This window comes from Mesorhizobium japonicum MAFF 303099 (genome assembly GCF_000009625.1).
Classification (GTDB): Bacteria; Pseudomonadota; Alphaproteobacteria; order Rhizobiales; family Rhizobiaceae; genus Mesorhizobium; species Mesorhizobium japonicum.
This window is the reverse complement of record NC_002678.2, coordinates 5,171,894-5,190,503: the sequence shown is the minus strand read 5'-3', so window position 1 is coordinate 5,190,503 and position 18,610 is coordinate 5,171,894. Positions and strand designations below refer to the sequence as shown.

The following is an 18,610-nucleotide window of genomic DNA, read 5'->3' as shown; positions in this document are numbered from 1 at the left end:
CTCAGCCCCCCTGAGCATGCAGTCGCACCGGCAGCGCGCGGAACGTCCTGAGGAACGCGGATGGCTCCCGGGTCGGCTGCTCGGCCAATGCCAGCGTGGGGAAGCGCGCCTCGATCCGCGGCAGGCTCTCGGCCAACTGCACCCGGGCCAGTTGCGCACCGAGGCAGAAGTGGATGCCGTGGCCAAAGCTCAGCATGATCTTCCCGTCGGTCGACATGCCAGGAGTGGTGCCGTAGAACCGCGCGGGATCGAAGCGGTCGGGATCGGAGAAGGCGTCCGGGTCGCGATTGCCGGCCGCGATCAGCACGCGCACGTCCGCGTTCTTCGGGATCACCACGCCGCCCAGTTCGATGTCGCGCTGGGCGATACGCGGGATGGAGCTGAACATGGCAGGCGCGTCGCAGCGCAGGACTTCTTCGACGAATGCCTTCACCCCCACGGCGTCTCCCTGCAGCCAGTGCCGCTGTTCGGGATACGCCAGCATCGCTAGGACCGCATGGTCGATGGTCGCAGCAGTGGTGGCGAAGCCGCCCAGCAGCATGCCCCACAGCATGCTGATCAACTCCGCATCCGACAGCGTGTCGGCATCGTCGTCGTGTGCGCCGACCACCATCGACACGATGTCGTTGCGGGGATCGGTGCGCTTGCGCTGTATGAGGTCGCCGAAGTAGGCCTGCACCCTCGCGCTGGCCGCGTCCGCCTCGGCGAGCTGGGGATCGCTGGCGTGTGGGCTCAGGCCTTCCAGAATGGCGCCGATGCCGGCGGCGAGCCCGAACATGTCATCCTGGGGCATGCCGAACAGTTCGGCGAAGACCAGAATGGGCACAGCCAGCGCGAATTCCCAATGCAGGTCCACCGCCTCCCCGCGCTCCAGCGCGGGCGCCATGCCGTCCAGGCGCGCTGCGACGATGCGTGCGATGCTCGGCCGCAGGTTGTCGATCTGGCGTATGGTGAAATCGCGCGAGATCAGCCGGCGCAGACGCGTATGCGTCGGTGGTTCCTTCATCGCTAGCGTGGACGCGAGGAGATTGAGTGACAGGCTGGTCTCCGCACGCGGGAAATAGCGCGCCAGTTCGCCCGGCGCCGGTCCCCGAAACACATCGCCCGTGGCCTTGAGCGCCCAGTAGATGTCGGCGTGGCGGCTCAACAGAAAGAGGCCCGACGCCGCACGATGCACCGGATCGTGCTCGCGCAACCACCGCATGAACGTATACGGGTCTTGGATACACGCTGGCGACGCAAGTTCGGCGAAGGCGTCCCGGCATGCTGCCGTGGTTTCTTGCACGTCCATCTTGGTTACCTGTTGGCTGGCTGATCTGACCGGCGCGCGCTGGGCGCGCCGGCAAATTGCGGAGTAGATCGCGATTCCGGGCGGCGTCCGCGCGTCACCAGAGCACCGGGAACTCCTCGAACCCGCCAGTGATGATCTCCTTGCGCAACTTCAGTTCTTCGGGCGCCACGGCCAGGCGCAGCGCGGGAAAGCGCTGGAAGATCGAGCCGACCACCACCTTGAGTTCCAGCCTGGCCAGCGCCATGCCGATGCAGTAGTGCGGCCCGTGCGAAAACGTCAGGTGCGGATTTTCGTCGCGTCCGATGTCGAAGATTTCCGGGTCGTCGAAATGGCGCGGATCGAACGACGTCGCCGGCAGGCCGACCAGCACCTTGCTCTCCGCGGGAATATGCACGCCCGCGATAGTCACGTCGGTCCTCGGATAGCGCATGATGCCGTCCCAGCCCGCGCCCGGCGGGTACATGCGCAGGATTTCCTCCACCGCCTTGTCCACCAGGGATGGATCGCCGACTAGGCGTTCGCGCTGTTGCGGATGGCGGAACATGGCCAGCAGGCCGAATTCGATCTGCGCGACGGTGCTCTCGTGCCCCGCCACCAGCATTCCCGCCGCCAGGCCGATCGCCTCTTCCTCGGTCGCATTGCCCTGCTCGACCGCCGCGAGCAGATCCGTCAGCAGGTTGTCGCCCGGATCCTGGCGCTTGTCCCACATCTTGCCGCGAATGTAGGCGCGCAGTTCTTCCCAGGCCAGGCGCGACGCGCTGCGCGGGCCGCTTTCATGCTGGTGCGTCATCACTTCGTCGGACAGCCCGGCGAAAAAGGCGTGATCCTCGTAGAGCACGCCCATCAGCGCGCTGATGACCATGGCCGGCAGCGGAAAGGAGAGGTGGCGCCTCAGGTCGGCGGGCTGGGGCTGGGCCGCCAGCGTCTCGAACAACTGCGCGGCGATCGCCTCGACCTGCTGCGCGAGCACCTTCACCCTGCGGTTGCTGAAGGCCGGCGCCACGATCGTGCGTAACCGGGCATGCTCGCCCCCCTCGTGCGAGACAAGCCACCCCGGCGAACCGAGAATCACCGAATCCGGGGTGAATGCCGCCGGCGGCATTCCCGCGGGCCGGAACGCCGCGTCGGACAGCGCCGCCTTGGCCTCGTCGTAGCCTGTCACCCACCAGCCTTCGTGCCCGGACGGGAAGCGTACGTGGTGGATCGGACCGTTGGCGCGTAGCGCCAACATCTCAGGCGAGGGCTCGATGTGATCGACGCGCCACATCGGCAGCGTCGGCAAGGGTTGTTCGGACATGGTGGCACTTCACTCTCTAAGCGATGGAAGGGCGGAAGGCGCTGCGGGCAGCGAATGATTACGACGGCACGTAGACGTCGTCCGGGGGGTAGCCCGACTCGATGTCAAGATCGGCCAACGTGTAACTGTCTAGGCATACCGCGCGGCGAGATGCAGAACTTTATCCTGCGCCTTCGAGTTCAGGATTAAGGCGAGTGTGGTGGGCCCTTGAGTCGCAGCCGGCCATCAAGATTTCCTGCGCAAGCGTCGACAAGGTTGGCAGCCTGTTTGGGTACGGGCGGTTTCGCCAAGGCCCCCTTGCCATAGGATGCTATCTGATGCGGATTTGACATTATGCTTTTCTTTCTTCGTTCCATCGATCGCGGTGTCATCCACGAAATGAAGATCGGTCGTCGGCTCCCGGCTCCCAACGAAGGAGTCTCAAAACTCGTGCCAATTTGGCCGACCCAGCAGAAGAAAAACATTGTGATTGCTTTTCAGGGGATTAGCCTGAGGCAGACAAGAGCTCGATGAAATAGCCCGGTGTCGCGGACCCAACAAAGGCGACAAAACAGTGTCGGATAGTATACGGTGGTCAGACGCCAGACCGGCGACACCTTCTTTATTAGTTGTCCTGTCGTGGAATGATGGCAGGCGACCTGACCGTATTGAGCCATAGGAGGGCTCCTGGTTGGCTCAGGGGTCACGTGCTTGCTCCGGGCGCGCTCGAGGCGGCTTGCGGGCTCGTTGCCAATGCAACACAGGCGATCCGCAACACCGCCATCTGGGGCGAAGCCGGCACGGCCCAAGAAGTTCGGCGCTTGGGACGGCAACCTGATGACGGAATGGCATGTCCGCTATGGCGGTCGCGCGTGATGATCTACTGGCATGTCGAAAAGGGCTCGACCTGCATTTTCTCGCAGCTCAAGCGCTGTTCGTCTTCGGAGGTCGCGGCGATGACCAAGGTCTTGCTGCGACATTACACCAACGTGGAGATCCAGCGCTTATATGTCGGCAGCCATGGCCAGAGCGCCCTCGGCGTCCCTTTTGCCGCCTGCTCGGGTTCAACCTGCCGCCACGCCTGAGGGCGATCGCCTGGCAGAAGCTGGCGCTGCCAGGCCTGCGCGCTGAATTGCCAAATGCTTCCCATTCTTTCCAAGGTCCTCACTTGGGAGGAGGTCGAGCAGCAGTATGGCCACAGTCAATCTGGGCCGGCCAGAACGACATCGGAATAGTCCGGCCGGCACCGTAAAGTTAACCGACGGCTGATGAAGATGTGCGAACATGGGCCATGTCAGAAGTTGCTCGTGATCCGCTTTATCGTTGCCACCGCTTTCCCGCCGAGATCATTGCGCACGCGGTATGGCTCTACTTTCGCTTTCCGCTCAGCCTGCGCATGGTTGAGGACATGTTGGCGGCCCGCGGCATCATCGTCACGCATCAGACCATTCGAAGCTGGGCGGAGAAATTCGGGCGGCATTTCGCCCGGGAGATCAAGCGACGGTCAGCCGGCTGCCTGGGCGACAAATGGCATCTCGACGAATGTGTGGTGGCCATCAATGGCAAGAAGCAGTGGCTCTGGCGTGCCGTCGATCAGGACGGCTTGGTCCTCGAAGTGCTGGTGCAAAGCCGCCGAAATGCCAAGGCGGCAAAGCGTCTGATGCGCAAGTTGCTGAAGGCTCAAGGGCGGACACCACGAGTCATGATCACCGACAAGCTCCGGTCCTATGATGCCGCCAGGCGCGACCTCATGCCCGGTGTCGAACACCGGTCGCACAAAGGCCTCAATAATCGAGCGGAAAATTCGCACCAGCCGACCCGACGACGCGAAAGGACCATGAAACGCTTCAAGTCGGCACGCCAGCTTCAGCGGTTCGTTTCCATCCATGATCCGATTGCCAACCTGTTCCACTTTCCCCGCAATACGCTGTCATCGGCTCAACATCGAGACCTGCGTAACGCCGCCATGCAAATCTGGAACAAAATCGCGTGTCTCGCCGCAGCGTGACAGCCGTCCCGGCCAGCTATCGCTGCATCAATCCGCTGATAACTTTACAGTGCCGTGGGATATATTAGAAAGCGACTGAGCGTCGGCCCCCGTGGGGCACAGGTATGCGTGCAGGGCCTTCAGACATGGGCCCGCGTTCTGTTTATCGTTTTTGCGGGGTGGGACAAACCTGACGTTAGCTTGTTCATAGAACGGCTTGCGCTCGTCCATGAGTTGGGGAACCGTCTGATCCCGGTCGGAGCCCCGCAGCAGCGGGCGGGTGGTATCGTTCCTGAGGCGGCGTCGTAGCACCCGCGGGTCGGTATTTATCCAGATCGAGACCGCTTTGTCGGCGATGAGTCGCCGGGTCTGCTCATCGTTCAACGAGCCGCCACCGGTCGCGATGACCGCGGGCCCTTGCTCGAGCACACGCGCGATTGCCTCCGCCTCAAGCTTCCTAAAATAGCCCTCGCCATTTGTATTGAATATCTGCGTTATCGATTTCCCGGTCTGCTTCTGAATTTCTTGGTCGGTATCGATGAAGCGCAGCCCCAGTCGCTTGGCGAGTGGCGCGCCAATCGTGGTTTTCCCGGCGCTCGGCATACCGACAAGCACGACCGGCCGATGGCCGAGGGCAGCGACAGTCTCCTTTGCCTCCGGTGACTTGGCGATCTCCGACTCTGTTGATCGTCCGACAGCTCGCAATCCAGGTGCTGCAGCAGCACTATCCTTACCATCCCTCCAGTGTGCTATGCTGAGCACGTTATCGGGTCTGTCAACTGCCTTATTGCCTTCTCTTACCTTCTGCTCGAGTTTCTCTGCCTTCTGCAAAGCATCACGGCGCTTCAGCTCCTGCATCTCTTTATAGGCGTCGTGATTGTCAACTTTGGCGCTGTAGCTGGCTGGCGTATGGAATTCCACCTGGAAACGGTAGCCTTCTGTGGTGGCGAGCACAGTGTGTATGCCGAGATAACTCGGACGCTCGAATTTGAACCAGTTGGTCACCTCGATTTCGGTGTAGTGCTGCTCCTCGAAGGCCAGAATGGCTGCCTTGAAGGCACGTGTAAAATCGTTGTCAGGAATTTCGAAGACGTGGCGTACGGCGCTGCTGATCAGCTGTGGAGTGCTGCCGGACGAGATGCTCGTGCCGGTGAGCTGCTCTCTTATGGAGCGTTCCGATCTCAACCGGCGCTCCAGATGAGGCATTTTCACCTGGATCTCCATTTTCCTGAGGCTTGCGGCGACGCTGAGTGCCGCTGCGGTGATTTTCCCCTCCTCTTTTGTAGCGCGCGCAACCTCAATTCGGGCGCGCTCTGAGGCCTCCTCGGGGGTCAGCGGGATCATCTCGGCAGCTTCGGCGGTGGGCCGAAGGCCGGAGGGTCTGCGCAAAATGCCGTGCTCCGCAGCGAGATTGATCGATGTTTCCATGACTGAAGCCGTCAGCGTGGGGTTGTCCTCCAGGTCCTTCAAGGCTGCATCGACATCAAACCTTCCATGGTTGAGAGACGCTGCCAGGCCCTTGACGTAGGGCACGGACCTCAAGCCAGGCGTCGTATGCAGCAGCCGCTGAAGATCTTGGCTTTTCCTGGAAAAAAGCCGAGCGCCAGTGTTGGATTTGTAGGCATCGGTGCCGACCTTGATGCCGAGGCTCAGGAGATTGTTTGCGCTTTGCACGAGGTCATCCGGGTTGTAACCGTCCGGGCGAGGATCGATCCGCGCAGGATAGTTGTCGATCAAAGCCCGGATGCGGTCTCGTGGCTGATTTGTTACCGGATAGGCATCCGCCAGATCCGGCAACAACTCTGAGACTGCTGCGCTCAGCGTCGTGCTTTTTGCATCGTTCACGGGCCCGACTGTTTCGGGCAGGCGTTCCGGCTTCTGTGCCCACGCCTCAAGGTCGGCGACCAGCAGCGCGGCCATTTCGCGAGCAACCGGATGCCGGGCGACCTCGATCTCGCGCCGCGCTCTCGCAAACACGGTCTCGATATCCTGGCCACTCACCTCCTCTTCGCGGCCCAACAACTGACCGATGTCTCGCCGAAGCTCGTGGTGAACGCCTTCGTAGGTGCCAAAGATGGCACGCTCGGCAAACCAGCCTCGCGCTTCATGGGATTGAGCCAGGAAGTTTCGCTGCAGACCGCTATAGGTTTCCAGGACATCCTGGGTGGCGGCGAGAATCTGGCTGGCGCGACCAAACTGGTACTTGTCGCCGTCAAGCGCCGGAGTATGCGACTTTGGCGGCTTCAGCGATGGAAGTCCGAGAGCTTGCTCCTTTTCATCGAACTCGCGCACATGCTCATAAAGCTGCGGCCGGTCGCCGATGATGATGACGGTGTCGCCATCGAAGTCGCCGTCAAGCTTTTTCTGTTCACCGGTCGGGACGGCAACCAAGGAGCCCGGAGCGAACACCTCGGTGGCCTGCAGGATGCCGAGGCAGTCGAGCGGCGTGTCCTCCTTGACGCGGTCCTTGCCTGTCGTCCAGTGCGAATGGGACTTGACGTCCTCGGCAGACAAAACCAGCCCTCGGTCGGCGTGGGCGGCCGGCCACATCTCGTCCGGCACGACGATCAGGATGCCTTTGGCAAAGAAAGTCGGATCGTCGGCCGCGAGTTCCTCCCCCGACTTCTGGGCGACATTAAAGCTGTATTGGATAGCAACGCAGGTGTCGAGGAACGCTGCCGTCGGGTCCCCATCAACTGCTGACTTGACCAGGTCGGCGGAAAATGGGCGCAGGTTGGGCTTGTCGTAGGGCGACCGCCCGATCAGCACACCGCTTTTGCCCGTCAACGTCTCGCTCTTGAGCGTCGGCACATGGAGACACTTATCAGCGGACGGTACCGCGACTGCGCCAGGACCGTCGATATGTCCGACAGTCACCGTTCGAAACAGCTCCTCGGCCGTCAGCTCTTTCCCCTCTCTGCTCTCGAGCCAGGTCTTGGCCTTCTCGTGCGCCTCATCGGCCACTTGCTCGCTGCGCGGATAATGTTGCAGCGCCGAGGCAGGCAAGGACGATCTCCTTCCCTCACCAAAAGCAGGAACCCGATCAGGTCCTTCCTGCCGACCGGTCCGGCGAACAGCTGGCATACGCGTGGCCAGCGAGGCCTTGATGAAACCGCAGCCGTCATACGGTCGCAAGGCGATCGGGCCTTCCGGCCCAATCAGCTTGAAGGGACGTTCCTGGTTGGCAGGGCGGTCCGGCAGCAGCGACAATTTGAAGGCGCCTTCCAACGCGTAGTCGCGAGGCCCCAGACCTTGTAAATTCGGTGGCGCTGCAAACCCCCTGCGCTGAGTGTAGTAATATGCCTCTTTGAAAGGCGCCCAAGAGCGCGATAGCTGCTCGAACGCAGTGCCCGGTGCGGTTTCGGCATAGGGAATGGCCAGCAGCTTTCCGCCGGAAGATGCTGCCTCCACCCGACCTGGAATGCGGGCGGCGACCTGCGAAAGCGTCTTCGGCGGCGGCTTTAACTTGCTGCCGCCGAACAGGTCCATGCGGTATGGCACGCCCTCGACGGTCAACGTGCGCGCCAGCATGAACGGGCTCGGCTTTCCGGGCAGTTGCACCGCGACCATCTTCACCGCCCCCGAGGTCAGGCGATGAAAGATCGAATAGCGTGTCTCGGCCTCCGTGGCCAGTTGCCGGCCCTGCATGTCGACCACCGGCAATCGCATCAGCCCCGCCTCGCCCTGGGGCGGTCTGGGCTCGTGGTCCATGGCTCGCAAAGTCTGATGGACGTCGAAGACGGACGCTCGATTTTGGGCCTGCACCGTCGCGGCGTTCTGCGCCATGAACGTGTCCAGCGCATCGGTCGGACCCTCCGCTTCGATCTGCGCGATCAGGTTCCAGCTCATGTTGGAAAGGTCGCGTTCGACGAGCTCGCGCGTGCTGTCCAGGATTTCCTTGGTCTTGGACTGCAGCTCGTCGCGCCTCGCACGCAAATCGGGCTTGTTGCCCTCGACATAGGGCCGCCGCAGCAACCCTGCCAGGCTCGCACGGGCCTTGAGCACTTGATAAATCGACAGGGCCAGACAACGGGTCGAGTACGGCCCGCGGGCCCGCTCGGCATCGCTTGCCCTGAGATGGGCTTCGATCTTGTGCTCCACGATCGGTTGAATATCGTTCAGCAAGTTCAGAGCCGGCCGCCGGTGCCAAAGCAGCTGCTTGCGCGGACTGCGAGCCAGCGGCAGCAGAGCGGCGCACAGATTGCCCATGGTTTCGAGGTTATTCTCATGGGCAAAGCCAGGGGCACGATGCAATTCCGCGAGCCGATTTAAACCTGCTCCTGCGAGCGAACCGAGATCATCATACAATTGAGCCTTGGCCAACGCCTTCAAGATGCTCGTGACGCCCACCGCGTCGGCCTCCTCCAGACGATCACTGGCATAATGAAGATAATGAGCCAGTTTGTGCAGCCGATCTTTCAGCAGAGCGGCCTCTGCAATCTCTCCGGCGTCCTCGCTCCTGAGGATCCCCCGCGCCAAACTGTTGGCGATACTGGAGAGCCCGGGCGCGGCAAAATGACGGAATGGTTGACCCGCCTGGCCGAGTCTGCGCGCGATCTCCAAAATCGCCTGGCTGCACGCCTCTTCTTCCGCAAACCTGTCGAAGCCGTTGAGCAGATTTGCCAGTTGCTGCGGATTAACCCCGGAGAGTCGCTCGGCACCGCGAAGCACCTCACCGGCGATCGCCGCGGTGGCCTGACGTGATTTCTCCTCCTGCGGCCACTTGCTAAAGCCGTTCACCAGGTTCGCCAGGTGCTGCGAGGTAAAATCAGGGAGCCGGTTAGCGCTGCGAATCACCTCACCAGCAATCGCCGCGGCGGCTTGACGTAAGGCCTCCTCTTCCGGCCATTTGCTGAAGCCGTTCACCAGGTTCGCGAGGTACTGCGAGCTAAAGTCAGGGGGCGGGTTTGTGCTGCGAAGCACCTCACCAGCGATCGCAACGGTGGCCTGACGTGAGTTCTCCTCTTGCGGCCATTTACTGAAGCCGTTTACCAGGTTCGCCAGATCCTGCCCATTGAATCCCGACAGCCGGCCGGCGCGGCGAGGCACCGCCCGGGCGATCGCAACCATGGCCTCGCGGCAGTCCAAAGGCCACTTGCTGAAACCGTTCACCAGGTTCGCCAGATCCTGCCCATTAAATCCCGACAGCCGGCCGGCGCGGCGAGGCACCGCCCGGGCGATCGCAACGATGGCGCCACGGCAGTCCTCGGGCCATTTGCTGAAACCGTTCACCAGGTTTGCCAGCTCCTGCGGTTCGAACCCAGACAGCTGGTCGGCGCGGTGACGGACCTCACCGGCGATCGCAACTGTGGCTTGATGTGAGTTTTCCCATCGCGGCCACTTGCTGAAGCCGTTCACTAGGCTCGCCAGGTGCAGCGGAAGAAATTCAGAGAGTGGCTCGGCGCAGCGAAGCACCTCGCCGGCGACCACATTGGTGGCGTAACCCAAATTCACCTCTTGCGGCCACTTGCTGAAGCCCTTCACCAGGTTCGCCAGGTGCTGCACATCAAAATCAGAAAGCCCCTTGCGGCGGCCGGCGCGGTGACAGACTTCACCGGCGATTGCAACGGTGGCGCGTGAGCACTCCGCCGCTTGCAATTTGCTGAAGCCGTTCACCAGGTTCGCCAGGTGCTGCGGATCGAAACCAGAAAGCCCGGCCTTTGGGAGGTCCGCGAGGCGACAGACTTCAGCGGCGATTGCAATTGTAGCGCCGCGGCAGTCCTCTGGCCACTTGCTGAACCCGTTCACCAGGTTCGCCAATGCCTGCGCATCAAACACAGGCAGCTTGCCGGCCCCGCCAGCGACCTGACGCGCGATCGCAACTATAGCGCCGCGGCAGTCCAAAGGCCACTTGCTGAAGCCGTTCACCAAATTCGCCAACGCCTGCGGATACCACCCAGTCCGGCCGGCTTTTTCATCGGCGAGGCGACCGATCGAATCGGCTATGACAATTTCATCGGCGAGGCGACAGACCGCATCGGCTATGACAATGGTCGCCTGATGTGAGTTCCCCGGTTCCCGCGCCTTGCTGAACCCGTTCACCAGGTTTGCGAATGCCTGCGAATTAAACCCAGACAGGCCGGCTTTTTCACCGGCGCGGCCACAGACCTTCCCGGCGATTGCATCGATAACGCCGCAACACTCCTCCTCTAGCGGCCACTTGCTCAACCCGTTCACAACGTTACCCAGGTTCTGCGGATCAAAATCAGAGAGCCCGGCAGGGCGGCGGCGAATCTCGGCGGCAACTGCTACCGTGGCCTTACGAGCGTTCTCCTGTTCCGGCCACTTGCTGAATCCGTTGACCAGCAGAGCGAGACTTTGACCGTTGAGCTCCGACAGCGCTCCGGGTTGCTCATGAAACAGCTTGGCGATTGTGATCATTCCATTGCGACATTCCGCCAATCGGGGATGTCGACTGAACGACAATACGAACAGCGAAAGCGTTTTGCTTTCGACATCGTTCAGCGCCCTGCCGAGCCTCGACACCTGAGCTGCCATGGCCCTGCAAGCTTCCATGCCTGCCTGACCTCCAGGCTCCCGGCTCGTCGCGTTGCATGAGGTGGCGAACCCCCAGGTATTGCCGGCGCGGACATCGTCCTCCCATCTTGGAACAAAGTGACGGGTGAACTCGGAAGCGGCCTTTCGTAGGAATGTTGCCCGATGCGCCTGACTCTGCAGCCTCTTGTCGTTCTCCACCACAGCGTATGAGAATTCATTGATGTCGTGTGCGAAGAAAATTTTGTGCAAAGCGTCATTAAGTAGTGCATCGTCGAAGCTCTGTGCAGCTACATGGTCGAAACGCCGCCGTTCCGGTCCTGCAACCGGCCTGGACTGGCTTTGGTCATGGCGTGCGAGCGTGTCCGGTTGCGACCTACTCGGTTCTTGATCGCCGAGCCAGGACCTCTCTAAACGCAAAGAGCTTTCTTGCCTACCCATCGCTTCGCCGTGCCGACCTTGGGGAGAACCATGCCGCGGCCCACTGGTTGCGCCTCGCGAACCTGCAAGGGCTCCGCGGGGAGCTATGGAGTAATCGGCAGATTTGTCGCCAAGGGCTTCGTCGGCCCCTCGCACGACGCGAGCATAGGACATTCTATCTTGGGGCCCAGAGTGCGTCCGCTCCACGCCGGCATCGGACGATTGGCTGGATTGCCCAGGGGCATGACTTGATTGCGAGTTCAGAGCTTTGGCCAGTTCCTGCGCCTGGTTCAACATTCCTTTGAGCCGGACTGTTTTGTCTTGCACTTCGGGCACCTGTGCAGGCGCAAGCAGGCCTGGTCGACGAGGCTCATCCAACGCGGCCGGACAGGCCCGCATCTCGGCGGGCTGCGTCTGCAGGCGCTCGACCACGGTTTCCGCGACGTAGCGGGCGTCCTCGGGTTTCACCTGGCGCTCTTGCGTCAGTGCTTCCATGGACGGCGGCGCCTGCTTTGCCGACTGTGCGCCCGCCGACGCACTCGCACGCGCCTCCTCCGCGCTCACAAGCTTCGTACCCATATCCGAGAGCACTAGAACCTTGTCTGCTGGCGCCGTGTCGCTGTCGACGGCAGCGACTTGCGACGCCCGCCCGGGGGCTGAACTCCCGGCGCCAACGGCCGGCTTGCCCTTGCCTTTCCGCTTCCTACGCGCTGCGGCGCCTGCCACCGCAGCCTTGCCGGCAGTGTCGGCCGGTATTCCAGCGCCCATATCGGCTGGTGGTGCTATGTTCGCTGGCCAGTTCGGCTGCAGTGCCAGAGTGCCTTTGGCCACTGGAGACTTGCCGACAGTGTCGATCTGTATCGTAGCGCCAGCGTCGGCCGGCGAGGCAATGAGCGCTGGCGCCTTCGGCTGCAGTGCCAGAGTGCCTTTGGCCACTCGAGACTTGCCGGCAGTTTCGGCTGGTATCGCAGCGCCAGCGTCGGGCGGCAGTGCAACGGCTGGCGGCTTCGGCTGCAGTTCCAGCAAGTGCATGACCTCGTGCCCGACGATCCACGCGCCTTCCACGATCTGGCTCAACAGTTCCAATGGGAGGTCGGCACTTGTTTGGTGATCGTTTAGGTTGGTCCGGATGACTTGCAACTCGGACGCAAACTCCGAAAGCCGCTCGATGACTCCTTCCAAAACGGCGCAGTGATCTGCGTCGAGTGGGTGCCCACCGCTGCTCAGAACAGCGTTCTGTGTCGAAAGGAATGCCGGTAAAACGTCCCCGCTGAAGGCTTCCAGCAGACGCACTCGCCCATTCTCAACCATGAGGATTTCCCTGACGGGTGCGTCGAACGTGCTCGCCTGCGGCTCAATCTTCGCCCGCGCGAGATCGATCCGAGATTGCAGATACACGAGCTTGCTATGCATTACCGAGCCGGTTGCCAGCCGCAGCGTGGCCTCTTCTTCCTGCCGCATCTTGGCTGTTGCACTTGGCAAGCTGGCAGTGGCGCGCCAGGCGGCTCGCCCCCGTTCGCAGTGCCCTACCTTCTTTTCCCACCATTTCACGCAGGCCGCATGCGCCTCCACCACACTCTCCGGGGTAGCCGTGGATTGAGTCAGCCCGATCGCTTCTTCCTCAGCTTTTTTTTTTTGCAATTTGTGGATAGTCGGTTCGGCAAGGCGGCTATATTCTTGCACCGCATCCCACACGAGGTAGCGGCAGGTAATCAACTGGTTGTCGTCCACAATGGTCCGCGCCAAAGCCGGGGATAGGCTCTTGTAGTGGTGCAGAGCTGCTGAGCCTGCATTGATGACCTGATCGAGCAGCTTTTCATCGCCCGGGTCTTGCCTGGCCGCGTTAAAGCGCATGCCCACTAGCGTAAGCAGACTGTCCATTCGTCGCTTTTCCTTGATTTCGTCGCCTGACAAGCAAATGGGCGCTGCCACACCCGAAGTTGGCGGCTGGCTGGCGACCGGGGCCAGGGTTTCACCCTCCAACATTGACGGAACACTGCGCCGCCGCGGACCGGCTGCACGTGGCGCGGCGGCGGCATGCCGCGCAGCGTCCAGGGTTCCGTGTATACCAACGGAGGGGCCGGACGGCCTGTCGTGCAGGGCGTCATCGGCACCGCGCTCCATTGGCACGGCGGGCGTCCTTCTATTTATCTCCACAGAGCGCATCTGCTCCACGACGGTATCGAACGACTGGCTGCCTGCCCCAGGCGCAAGACTTGATTGCGAGCGCGAACTGCTCGCCTCCCCCGTCCTGCCGACTCTCTTTTCAGTCCGCGATCTCCCAGATCGGTTCACGCCCGTCATATTCCGTCTCCGATATAGGCGAGGATGTGTTGCCTATGCTGTTGGGGCTGATGTCGCTGAGCCCTAGCGTATGAAGGCTTTGATGAGTGAAATCACGCCTCGTCAGCTTCGCCAATGCGCGTGTAGTGTGCATCGGACGGGCCACCAATTCGCTATACTAGGATTTGCACTACTATCTTTCCGTTAGCGTCGGGCCGGTTAGGCACGGCAGGTCTAGATAGATCGCTTGGCTGACGATTAGCTGACGGAGAGTTTCAGAACCGTCCCGGGTTTGGCGAAGGCCATTTGGTTTGAGTCACGCGGCTATGGCTGGTTCTTGCAGCATGGCGTAGTATGGCACCGTAAAGTTAACCGACGGCTGATGAAGATGTGCGAACATGGGCCATGTCAGAAGTTGCTCGTGATCCGCTTTATCGTTGCCACCGCTTTCCCGCCGAGATCATTGCGCACGCGGTATGGCTCTACTTTCGCTTTCCGCTCAGCCTGCGCATGGTTGAGGACATGTTGGCGGCCCGCGGCATCATCGTCACGCATCAGACCATTCGAAGCTGGGCGGAGAAATTCGGGCGGCATTTCGCCCGGGAGATCAAGCGACGGTCAGCCGGCTGCCTGGGCGACAAATGGCATCTCGACGAATGTGTGGTGGCCATCAATGGCAAGAAGCAGTGGCTCTGGCGTGCCGTCGATCAGGACGGCTTGGTCCTCGAAGTGCTGGTGCAAAGCCGCCGAAATGCCAAGGCGGCAAAGTGTCTGATGCGCAAGTTGCTGAAGGCTCAAGGGCGGACACCACGAGTCATGATCACCGACAAGCTCCGGTCCTATGATGCCGCCAGGCGCGACCTCATGCCCGGTGTCGAACACCGGTCGCACAAAGGCCTCAATAATCGAGCGGAAAATTCGCACCAGCCGACCCGACGACGCGAAAGGACCATGAAACGCTTCAAGTCGGCACGCCAGCTTCAGCGGTTCGTTTCCATCCATGATCCGATTGCCAACCTGTTCCACTTTCCCCGCAATACGCTGTCATCGGCTCAACATCGAGACCTGCGTAACGCCGCCATGCAAATCTGGAACAAAATCGCGTGTCTCGCCGCAGCGTGACAGCCGTCCCGGCCAGCTATCGCTGCATCAATCCGCTGATAACTTTACAGTGCCGAAGCAACCCCCGTTTGCTTAACAGCTGCAAAGTCTAAGGGCGGGCCGCTCCTCAGACCACGGTCATAACGTCTAGTGCACCACATCGCGGATTTGGAAAAACTTTCGGGTGATGCAGGCGTGCTGTCGGGTCGTCAGGTTGTCGGGCAGTACCCAAAACCCTAGAGCAGCATGCTCGATGCCGGCCATCGCGAGAATCAGCCACACCTGCGATCCAGGCCACTGCCGCTCTGCCAGGGGTTTCCCAGATTGCGCCTCTGTCTACTAAGCTGGTTGGAATCCACAAAATGCCGATGTTACGCCGGCCCATTTCGCATATCGGCCCGGTCGCTCAACAAGGACTTACAGAACGCCGGGGTGAGCTTGCCGCGGTGGATTGCGTTGTCGTAACCCTTCTTAGCCCGGGAGGTCTGCCACTGCCGATTATGGCCGCGCTGTTCATTGGACTTGACGTGGCAAGCGGCGAACTCGGCGCTGTCCAGCGTTGCCAACTGCTGCGCATATATCTTTCGTGTCGTGTGGATGTGCACCCACATTGGACTCGGTAGTGTACGGTTGCTCAGCGCCTTGGGCTGCAGCCTAATCTCGAACAGATTGCTCGGCTCTGGGTTCAACGCGCACGGGGGATCTGCAGGCGTCAACTCCCGGGCCGACCGCAACTGCTCAAGGTGGTTTTGCGAGGGAAATGGGTACCTCTTCATGCAATCCATGATCATATCAGGCTTTTGTTCGTCCCAAGCTTTAGCCAATCCCCGCACATTGGCCAACATGTCCCTGAACTGAACCGTTAGTCGGTGCACGTCGTCCATCTTTCCCTCCTTGGAGAGACGAGACGCCTCCAACGCTGGGAGGCAGGGCTCCATCTCGACAGCCTGCGTTTGCAGGCGCTGGACCACGAGGCCGACGGCGTGTTCGACGTCCTCGGGCTTCCCGGAGCGCGCTCGGGAGATCAAACTTTGCTGAGCAGGCAAATCGAACTTCAAAAGTTCGGTCGACCGTGCGACTAGTGACTTCGTGTTTTCCCCCGTCGTTGGATTTTGCAAGATCGCCAAGCGTGCTGCCGCGGACGACGCACTGTTCTGCGCCTCCTCTGCACTCACGAGCTTCTTCGTACCTAAATCCGTGCGTACGAGCACCTTGGCTGCTGGCGCAGGGTCGCTGACGGCCGCAGCGACTTGCGGCTCCGGCCGCCCGGCCGCCGAACTCCCGGCGCCAGCGGCCTGCTTGCTCTTGTCTTTTCCTTTTTTTCTGGGCGCTGTAGTGCTTTCGGCCACCATAGTCTTGCCGGCAGTTCCAGTCGGCATCGCAGCGGCAGCGTCGGCCGTCAGGTCAGGGGCTGGCGGCTTCGGCTGCAGTGCGAGGAGGTCCGTAACCTCGTCCGAAGCGATCCAGGCGTCGTCCACGATCCGGGTCAACAGTTCCAATGGGAGGCCAGCACCTGCTTGGTGATCCCTTAGCCTGTCAACCACGGAGTGCGAGGCCGACGCAAAATCCGCAAGCCGCTCCACAACTCCTTCCAGAACGGCGCAGTGTTCCGCGTCGAGCGGGCGCCCTTCCTTCCTCAGTACAGCTTCGGCCGTCGAGACGAATGCCGGAAAAACCTCGCCGATGAAGTTACCCAGCAGACGCGTTTGCCCGTTGTCACCGATGAGGAGTTCCCTGATGGGTGCTTCGAGCATGATCGCCTGCGGGGCCATGTTGACCTGCGCGAGATTGATCCGCGATTGCAGCTGCATTATCTTTGAATTGACAACCCAGCCCGAGTGCAGCCGCAGCGCGGCCTCTTCTTCCCGCCGCATCTCGGCTGTTGAGCTTGGTAAGTCGGCTGTCGCGACGCAGACGGCCCGCATCAATTCGTGGCGCTGTACTTTCTTGTCCCAACGCTCCACGCAGGCCACGGGATACTTCGCCATACTGGGAGCCGATCGGCTCAGCTGGTCGAGGGTGGCATTGGATTTGACCAAGTTGTGGAGAATGTCCTCCATCCGCTTCCGGTTCTGTTCCTCCTTCTTGAAGATCGTATGGGCCAGCTCGTTGGCACTGTCCGCCCGATGAATCACGTCGGCGCGGTAGTGACGCACATCATCGTCGGACAGAGTGCTGCGCGCCTCATCCTTGGGCAGGCTCGCGTAGCATTCCAGAAGTTCTGCGCCCGCATTAGCGAGCTGATCAAGCTCGTCTCGGAAGCCCTCCATCGGTTTTCCGCTATGCAGGCTCTTCTCTTCGAGAACTTGGATTTCGTCAATCAGCGAGCACATTCGTCGCTTTGTCTCGTTGATGACTTCGCCTGACGAGGAACTGGGGACTGTCACACCCGAAGTTGACGGCTGGCTGGCGACCGGCGCCAGGGCTTCACCATCCGACGTTGAGGAAACACTGCGCCTCCGCGAACCGGCCGCACGTGGCCCGGCGGCTGCACGTGGCGCAGCCGCCGGGATTCGATGTGGGGGAACGGAAGGGCCTGAAGATTTGCCGCCAAGGTCATCATGGGCACCTCGCGCAGCGCCAGCCGAGGGTGAACCTTTACCTCCCTCAGAGCGCATCCGCTCCAGGACGGAACCGAACCCTTGGCTGCCTTCCCCGGAGGCAAGACCTGATTGCGAGCGCGAACTGCTCGATCCGGCTCCAGCATCTCCAATGCGCGATTTTCCAGATCGGCCAATGCCCGTCATTTTTTCATCTCCGATATAGACGAGAACGCGCTGTCTGTGGATTGGGGCTGATGTGTCAGCCATAGTGCATCAGGGCTCTGGCGGGTAAGTGCAATCGCCCAGATGACAGGTGGCATGACGTCTGAGAACCAGCGGCATGTTTTCGTCAGTCGTCATGGCCAGCCCGGATCGACCCTGCCGCGCCGGTCCAGCCTGAACCCAATGCAAAACACACGAAGACCTGTCGATCTCCACGATAGGAGGCCGCGAAACTAGCGAGTACGGGCGTGCCGGCGCTGGAGACGAACTCGCATTGAGACCAGGCGGCGCCATGTGCGCAAGTGCTTGCCAAAGCCGTCGCTGCCCTTTGACCGTACCGGGTCGTTAGCTTGGTTGGAGCTTTCGGATGAGCCACTTTTCCGACCGTACATGGCATTCGTTCCCTTTTTGGCGGAAGTCTTTAATATGATTTTGAGTTGTTAGGTCTCTCTCGAAGAGAGCTACTCGAACGAGCTGACGGTGAGCTGACGCGCCGTAAGCTAGTTCCGGCGGGGCGATGCACATACTGCGTTCGCTTTTTCTCTCGGGGGCCGTCGAATTCCCTCGCCTTCGGCACTCGCGCAGCGCATCACGGATCGGAATTAACTTTCGGATGATGCGGGCGTGCTGTCGGGAATGCCGCCCTGTCGACTGTTGCGCACGATGATGATGGCGGGCGCAACCATCGACCTACTGGCCGGCCAAGCGTTTCTCGTGGCGGGTTTCCAAATCGAGACAAGAACCGCGCGTCATCACCGATCAGCGGCCAAGCGCGATCCGCGCTCGCCCGGGCTGCGTAACCTGACCAACTCCGCCCGGCCGAACGCTGATCGCTCCCTGTAGTCTCGGACGGTGAAGGCCGGCGAGGCCCCGGCGCTGATCCATGCCTGGTCGGCCCCACGCGGAAGGGGCACCTGTAGAGGCCAGAGCAGCACTGCGCCGCATAGGGTCCAATGCCCTCTGGCAGGTCGGGCACCGCTTCGCCATTGAGA

At 61.4% G+C, this 18,610-nt stretch carries 7 protein-coding genes; 3 read left to right on the top strand and 4 right to left on the bottom strand.

The window, feature by feature from the left end:
• Position 1: 1 nt before the first annotated feature.
• Complete coding sequence (locus MAFF_RS25975) at positions 2-1,291, bottom strand: cytochrome P450 (RefSeq protein ID WP_010913993.1); 1,290 nt, start codon at positions 1,289-1,291, stop codon at positions 2-4.
• A 94-nt stretch (positions 1,292-1,385) separates the two neighbouring features.
• Positions 1,386-2,588 carry a cytochrome P450 gene (locus tag MAFF_RS25970; RefSeq protein ID WP_010913992.1) on the bottom strand — a complete coding sequence of 401 codons (1,203 nt, stop codon included), beginning with the start codon at positions 2,586-2,588 and terminating at the stop codon, positions 1,386-1,388.
• Positions 2,589-3,211: 623 nt separating this feature from the next.
• Here MAFF_RS25970 and MAFF_RS38300 point away from each other — a divergent pair.
• Both MAFF_RS38300 and MAFF_RS25960 read left to right on the top strand, forming a co-directional pair.
• On the top strand, positions 3,212-3,652 hold the full coding sequence (locus MAFF_RS38300; RefSeq protein WP_010913991.1) for a Tn3 family transposase: 441 nt from the start codon (positions 3,212-3,214) through the stop codon (positions 3,650-3,652).
• A 206-nt stretch (positions 3,653-3,858) separates the two neighbouring features.
• Complete coding sequence (locus tag MAFF_RS25960) at positions 3,859-4,575, top strand: IS6 family transposase (protein WP_157866082.1); 717 nt, start codon at positions 3,859-3,861, stop codon at positions 4,573-4,575.
• A gap of 27 nt (positions 4,576-4,602) precedes the next feature.
• Here MAFF_RS25960 and MAFF_RS36700 read toward each other — a convergent pair whose 3' ends face one another.
• The gene (locus tag MAFF_RS36700; RefSeq protein ID WP_010913990.1) at positions 4,603-13,773 is read right to left on the bottom strand and encodes a shikimate kinase; all 9,171 of its coding nucleotides are present in this window, start codon (positions 13,771-13,773) and stop codon (positions 4,603-4,605) included.
• 384 nt (positions 13,774-14,157) lie between these two features.
• Here MAFF_RS36700 and MAFF_RS25950 point away from each other — a divergent pair, with 384 nt between their 5' ends.
• Complete coding sequence (locus MAFF_RS25950; protein ID WP_157866083.1) at positions 14,158-14,874, top strand: IS6 family transposase; 717 nt, start codon at positions 14,158-14,160, stop codon at positions 14,872-14,874.
• 350 nt (positions 14,875-15,224) lie between these two features.
• Here MAFF_RS25950 and MAFF_RS25945 read toward each other — a convergent pair whose 3' ends face one another.
• Positions 15,225-17,471, bottom strand: coding sequence for a hypothetical protein (locus MAFF_RS25945; RefSeq protein ID WP_425280342.1), 2,247 nt, complete (start codon positions 17,469-17,471; stop codon positions 15,225-15,227).
• Positions 17,472-18,610 lie beyond the last annotated feature (1,139 nt).

Excerpts from the sequence above, each read along its gene's own strand:
- MAFF_RS25960 (WP_157866082.1), top strand. The coding sequence starts at position 3,859 with ATGTCAGAAGTTGCTCGTGATCCGCTTTATCGTTGCCACCGCTTTCCC.
- MAFF_RS25945 (WP_425280342.1), bottom strand. The coding sequence starts at position 17,471 with ATGCGCTCTGAGGGAGGTAAAGGTTCACCCTCGGCTGGCGCTGCGCGA.
- MAFF_RS25975 (WP_010913993.1), bottom strand. The coding sequence starts at position 1,291 with ATGGACGTGCAAGAAACCACGGCAGCATGCCGGGACGCCTTCGCCGAA.
- MAFF_RS25950 (WP_157866083.1), top strand. The coding sequence starts at position 14,158 with ATGTCAGAAGTTGCTCGTGATCCGCTTTATCGTTGCCACCGCTTTCCC.
- MAFF_RS25970 (WP_010913992.1), bottom strand. The coding sequence starts at position 2,588 with ATGTCCGAACAACCCTTGCCGACGCTGCCGATGTGGCGCGTCGATCAC.
- MAFF_RS36700 (WP_010913990.1), bottom strand. The coding sequence starts at position 13,773 with ATGACGGGCGTGAACCGATCTGGGAGATCGCGGACTGAAAAGAGAGTC.
- MAFF_RS38300 (WP_010913991.1), top strand. The coding sequence starts at position 3,212 with ATGATGGCAGGCGACCTGACCGTATTGAGCCATAGGAGGGCTCCTGGT.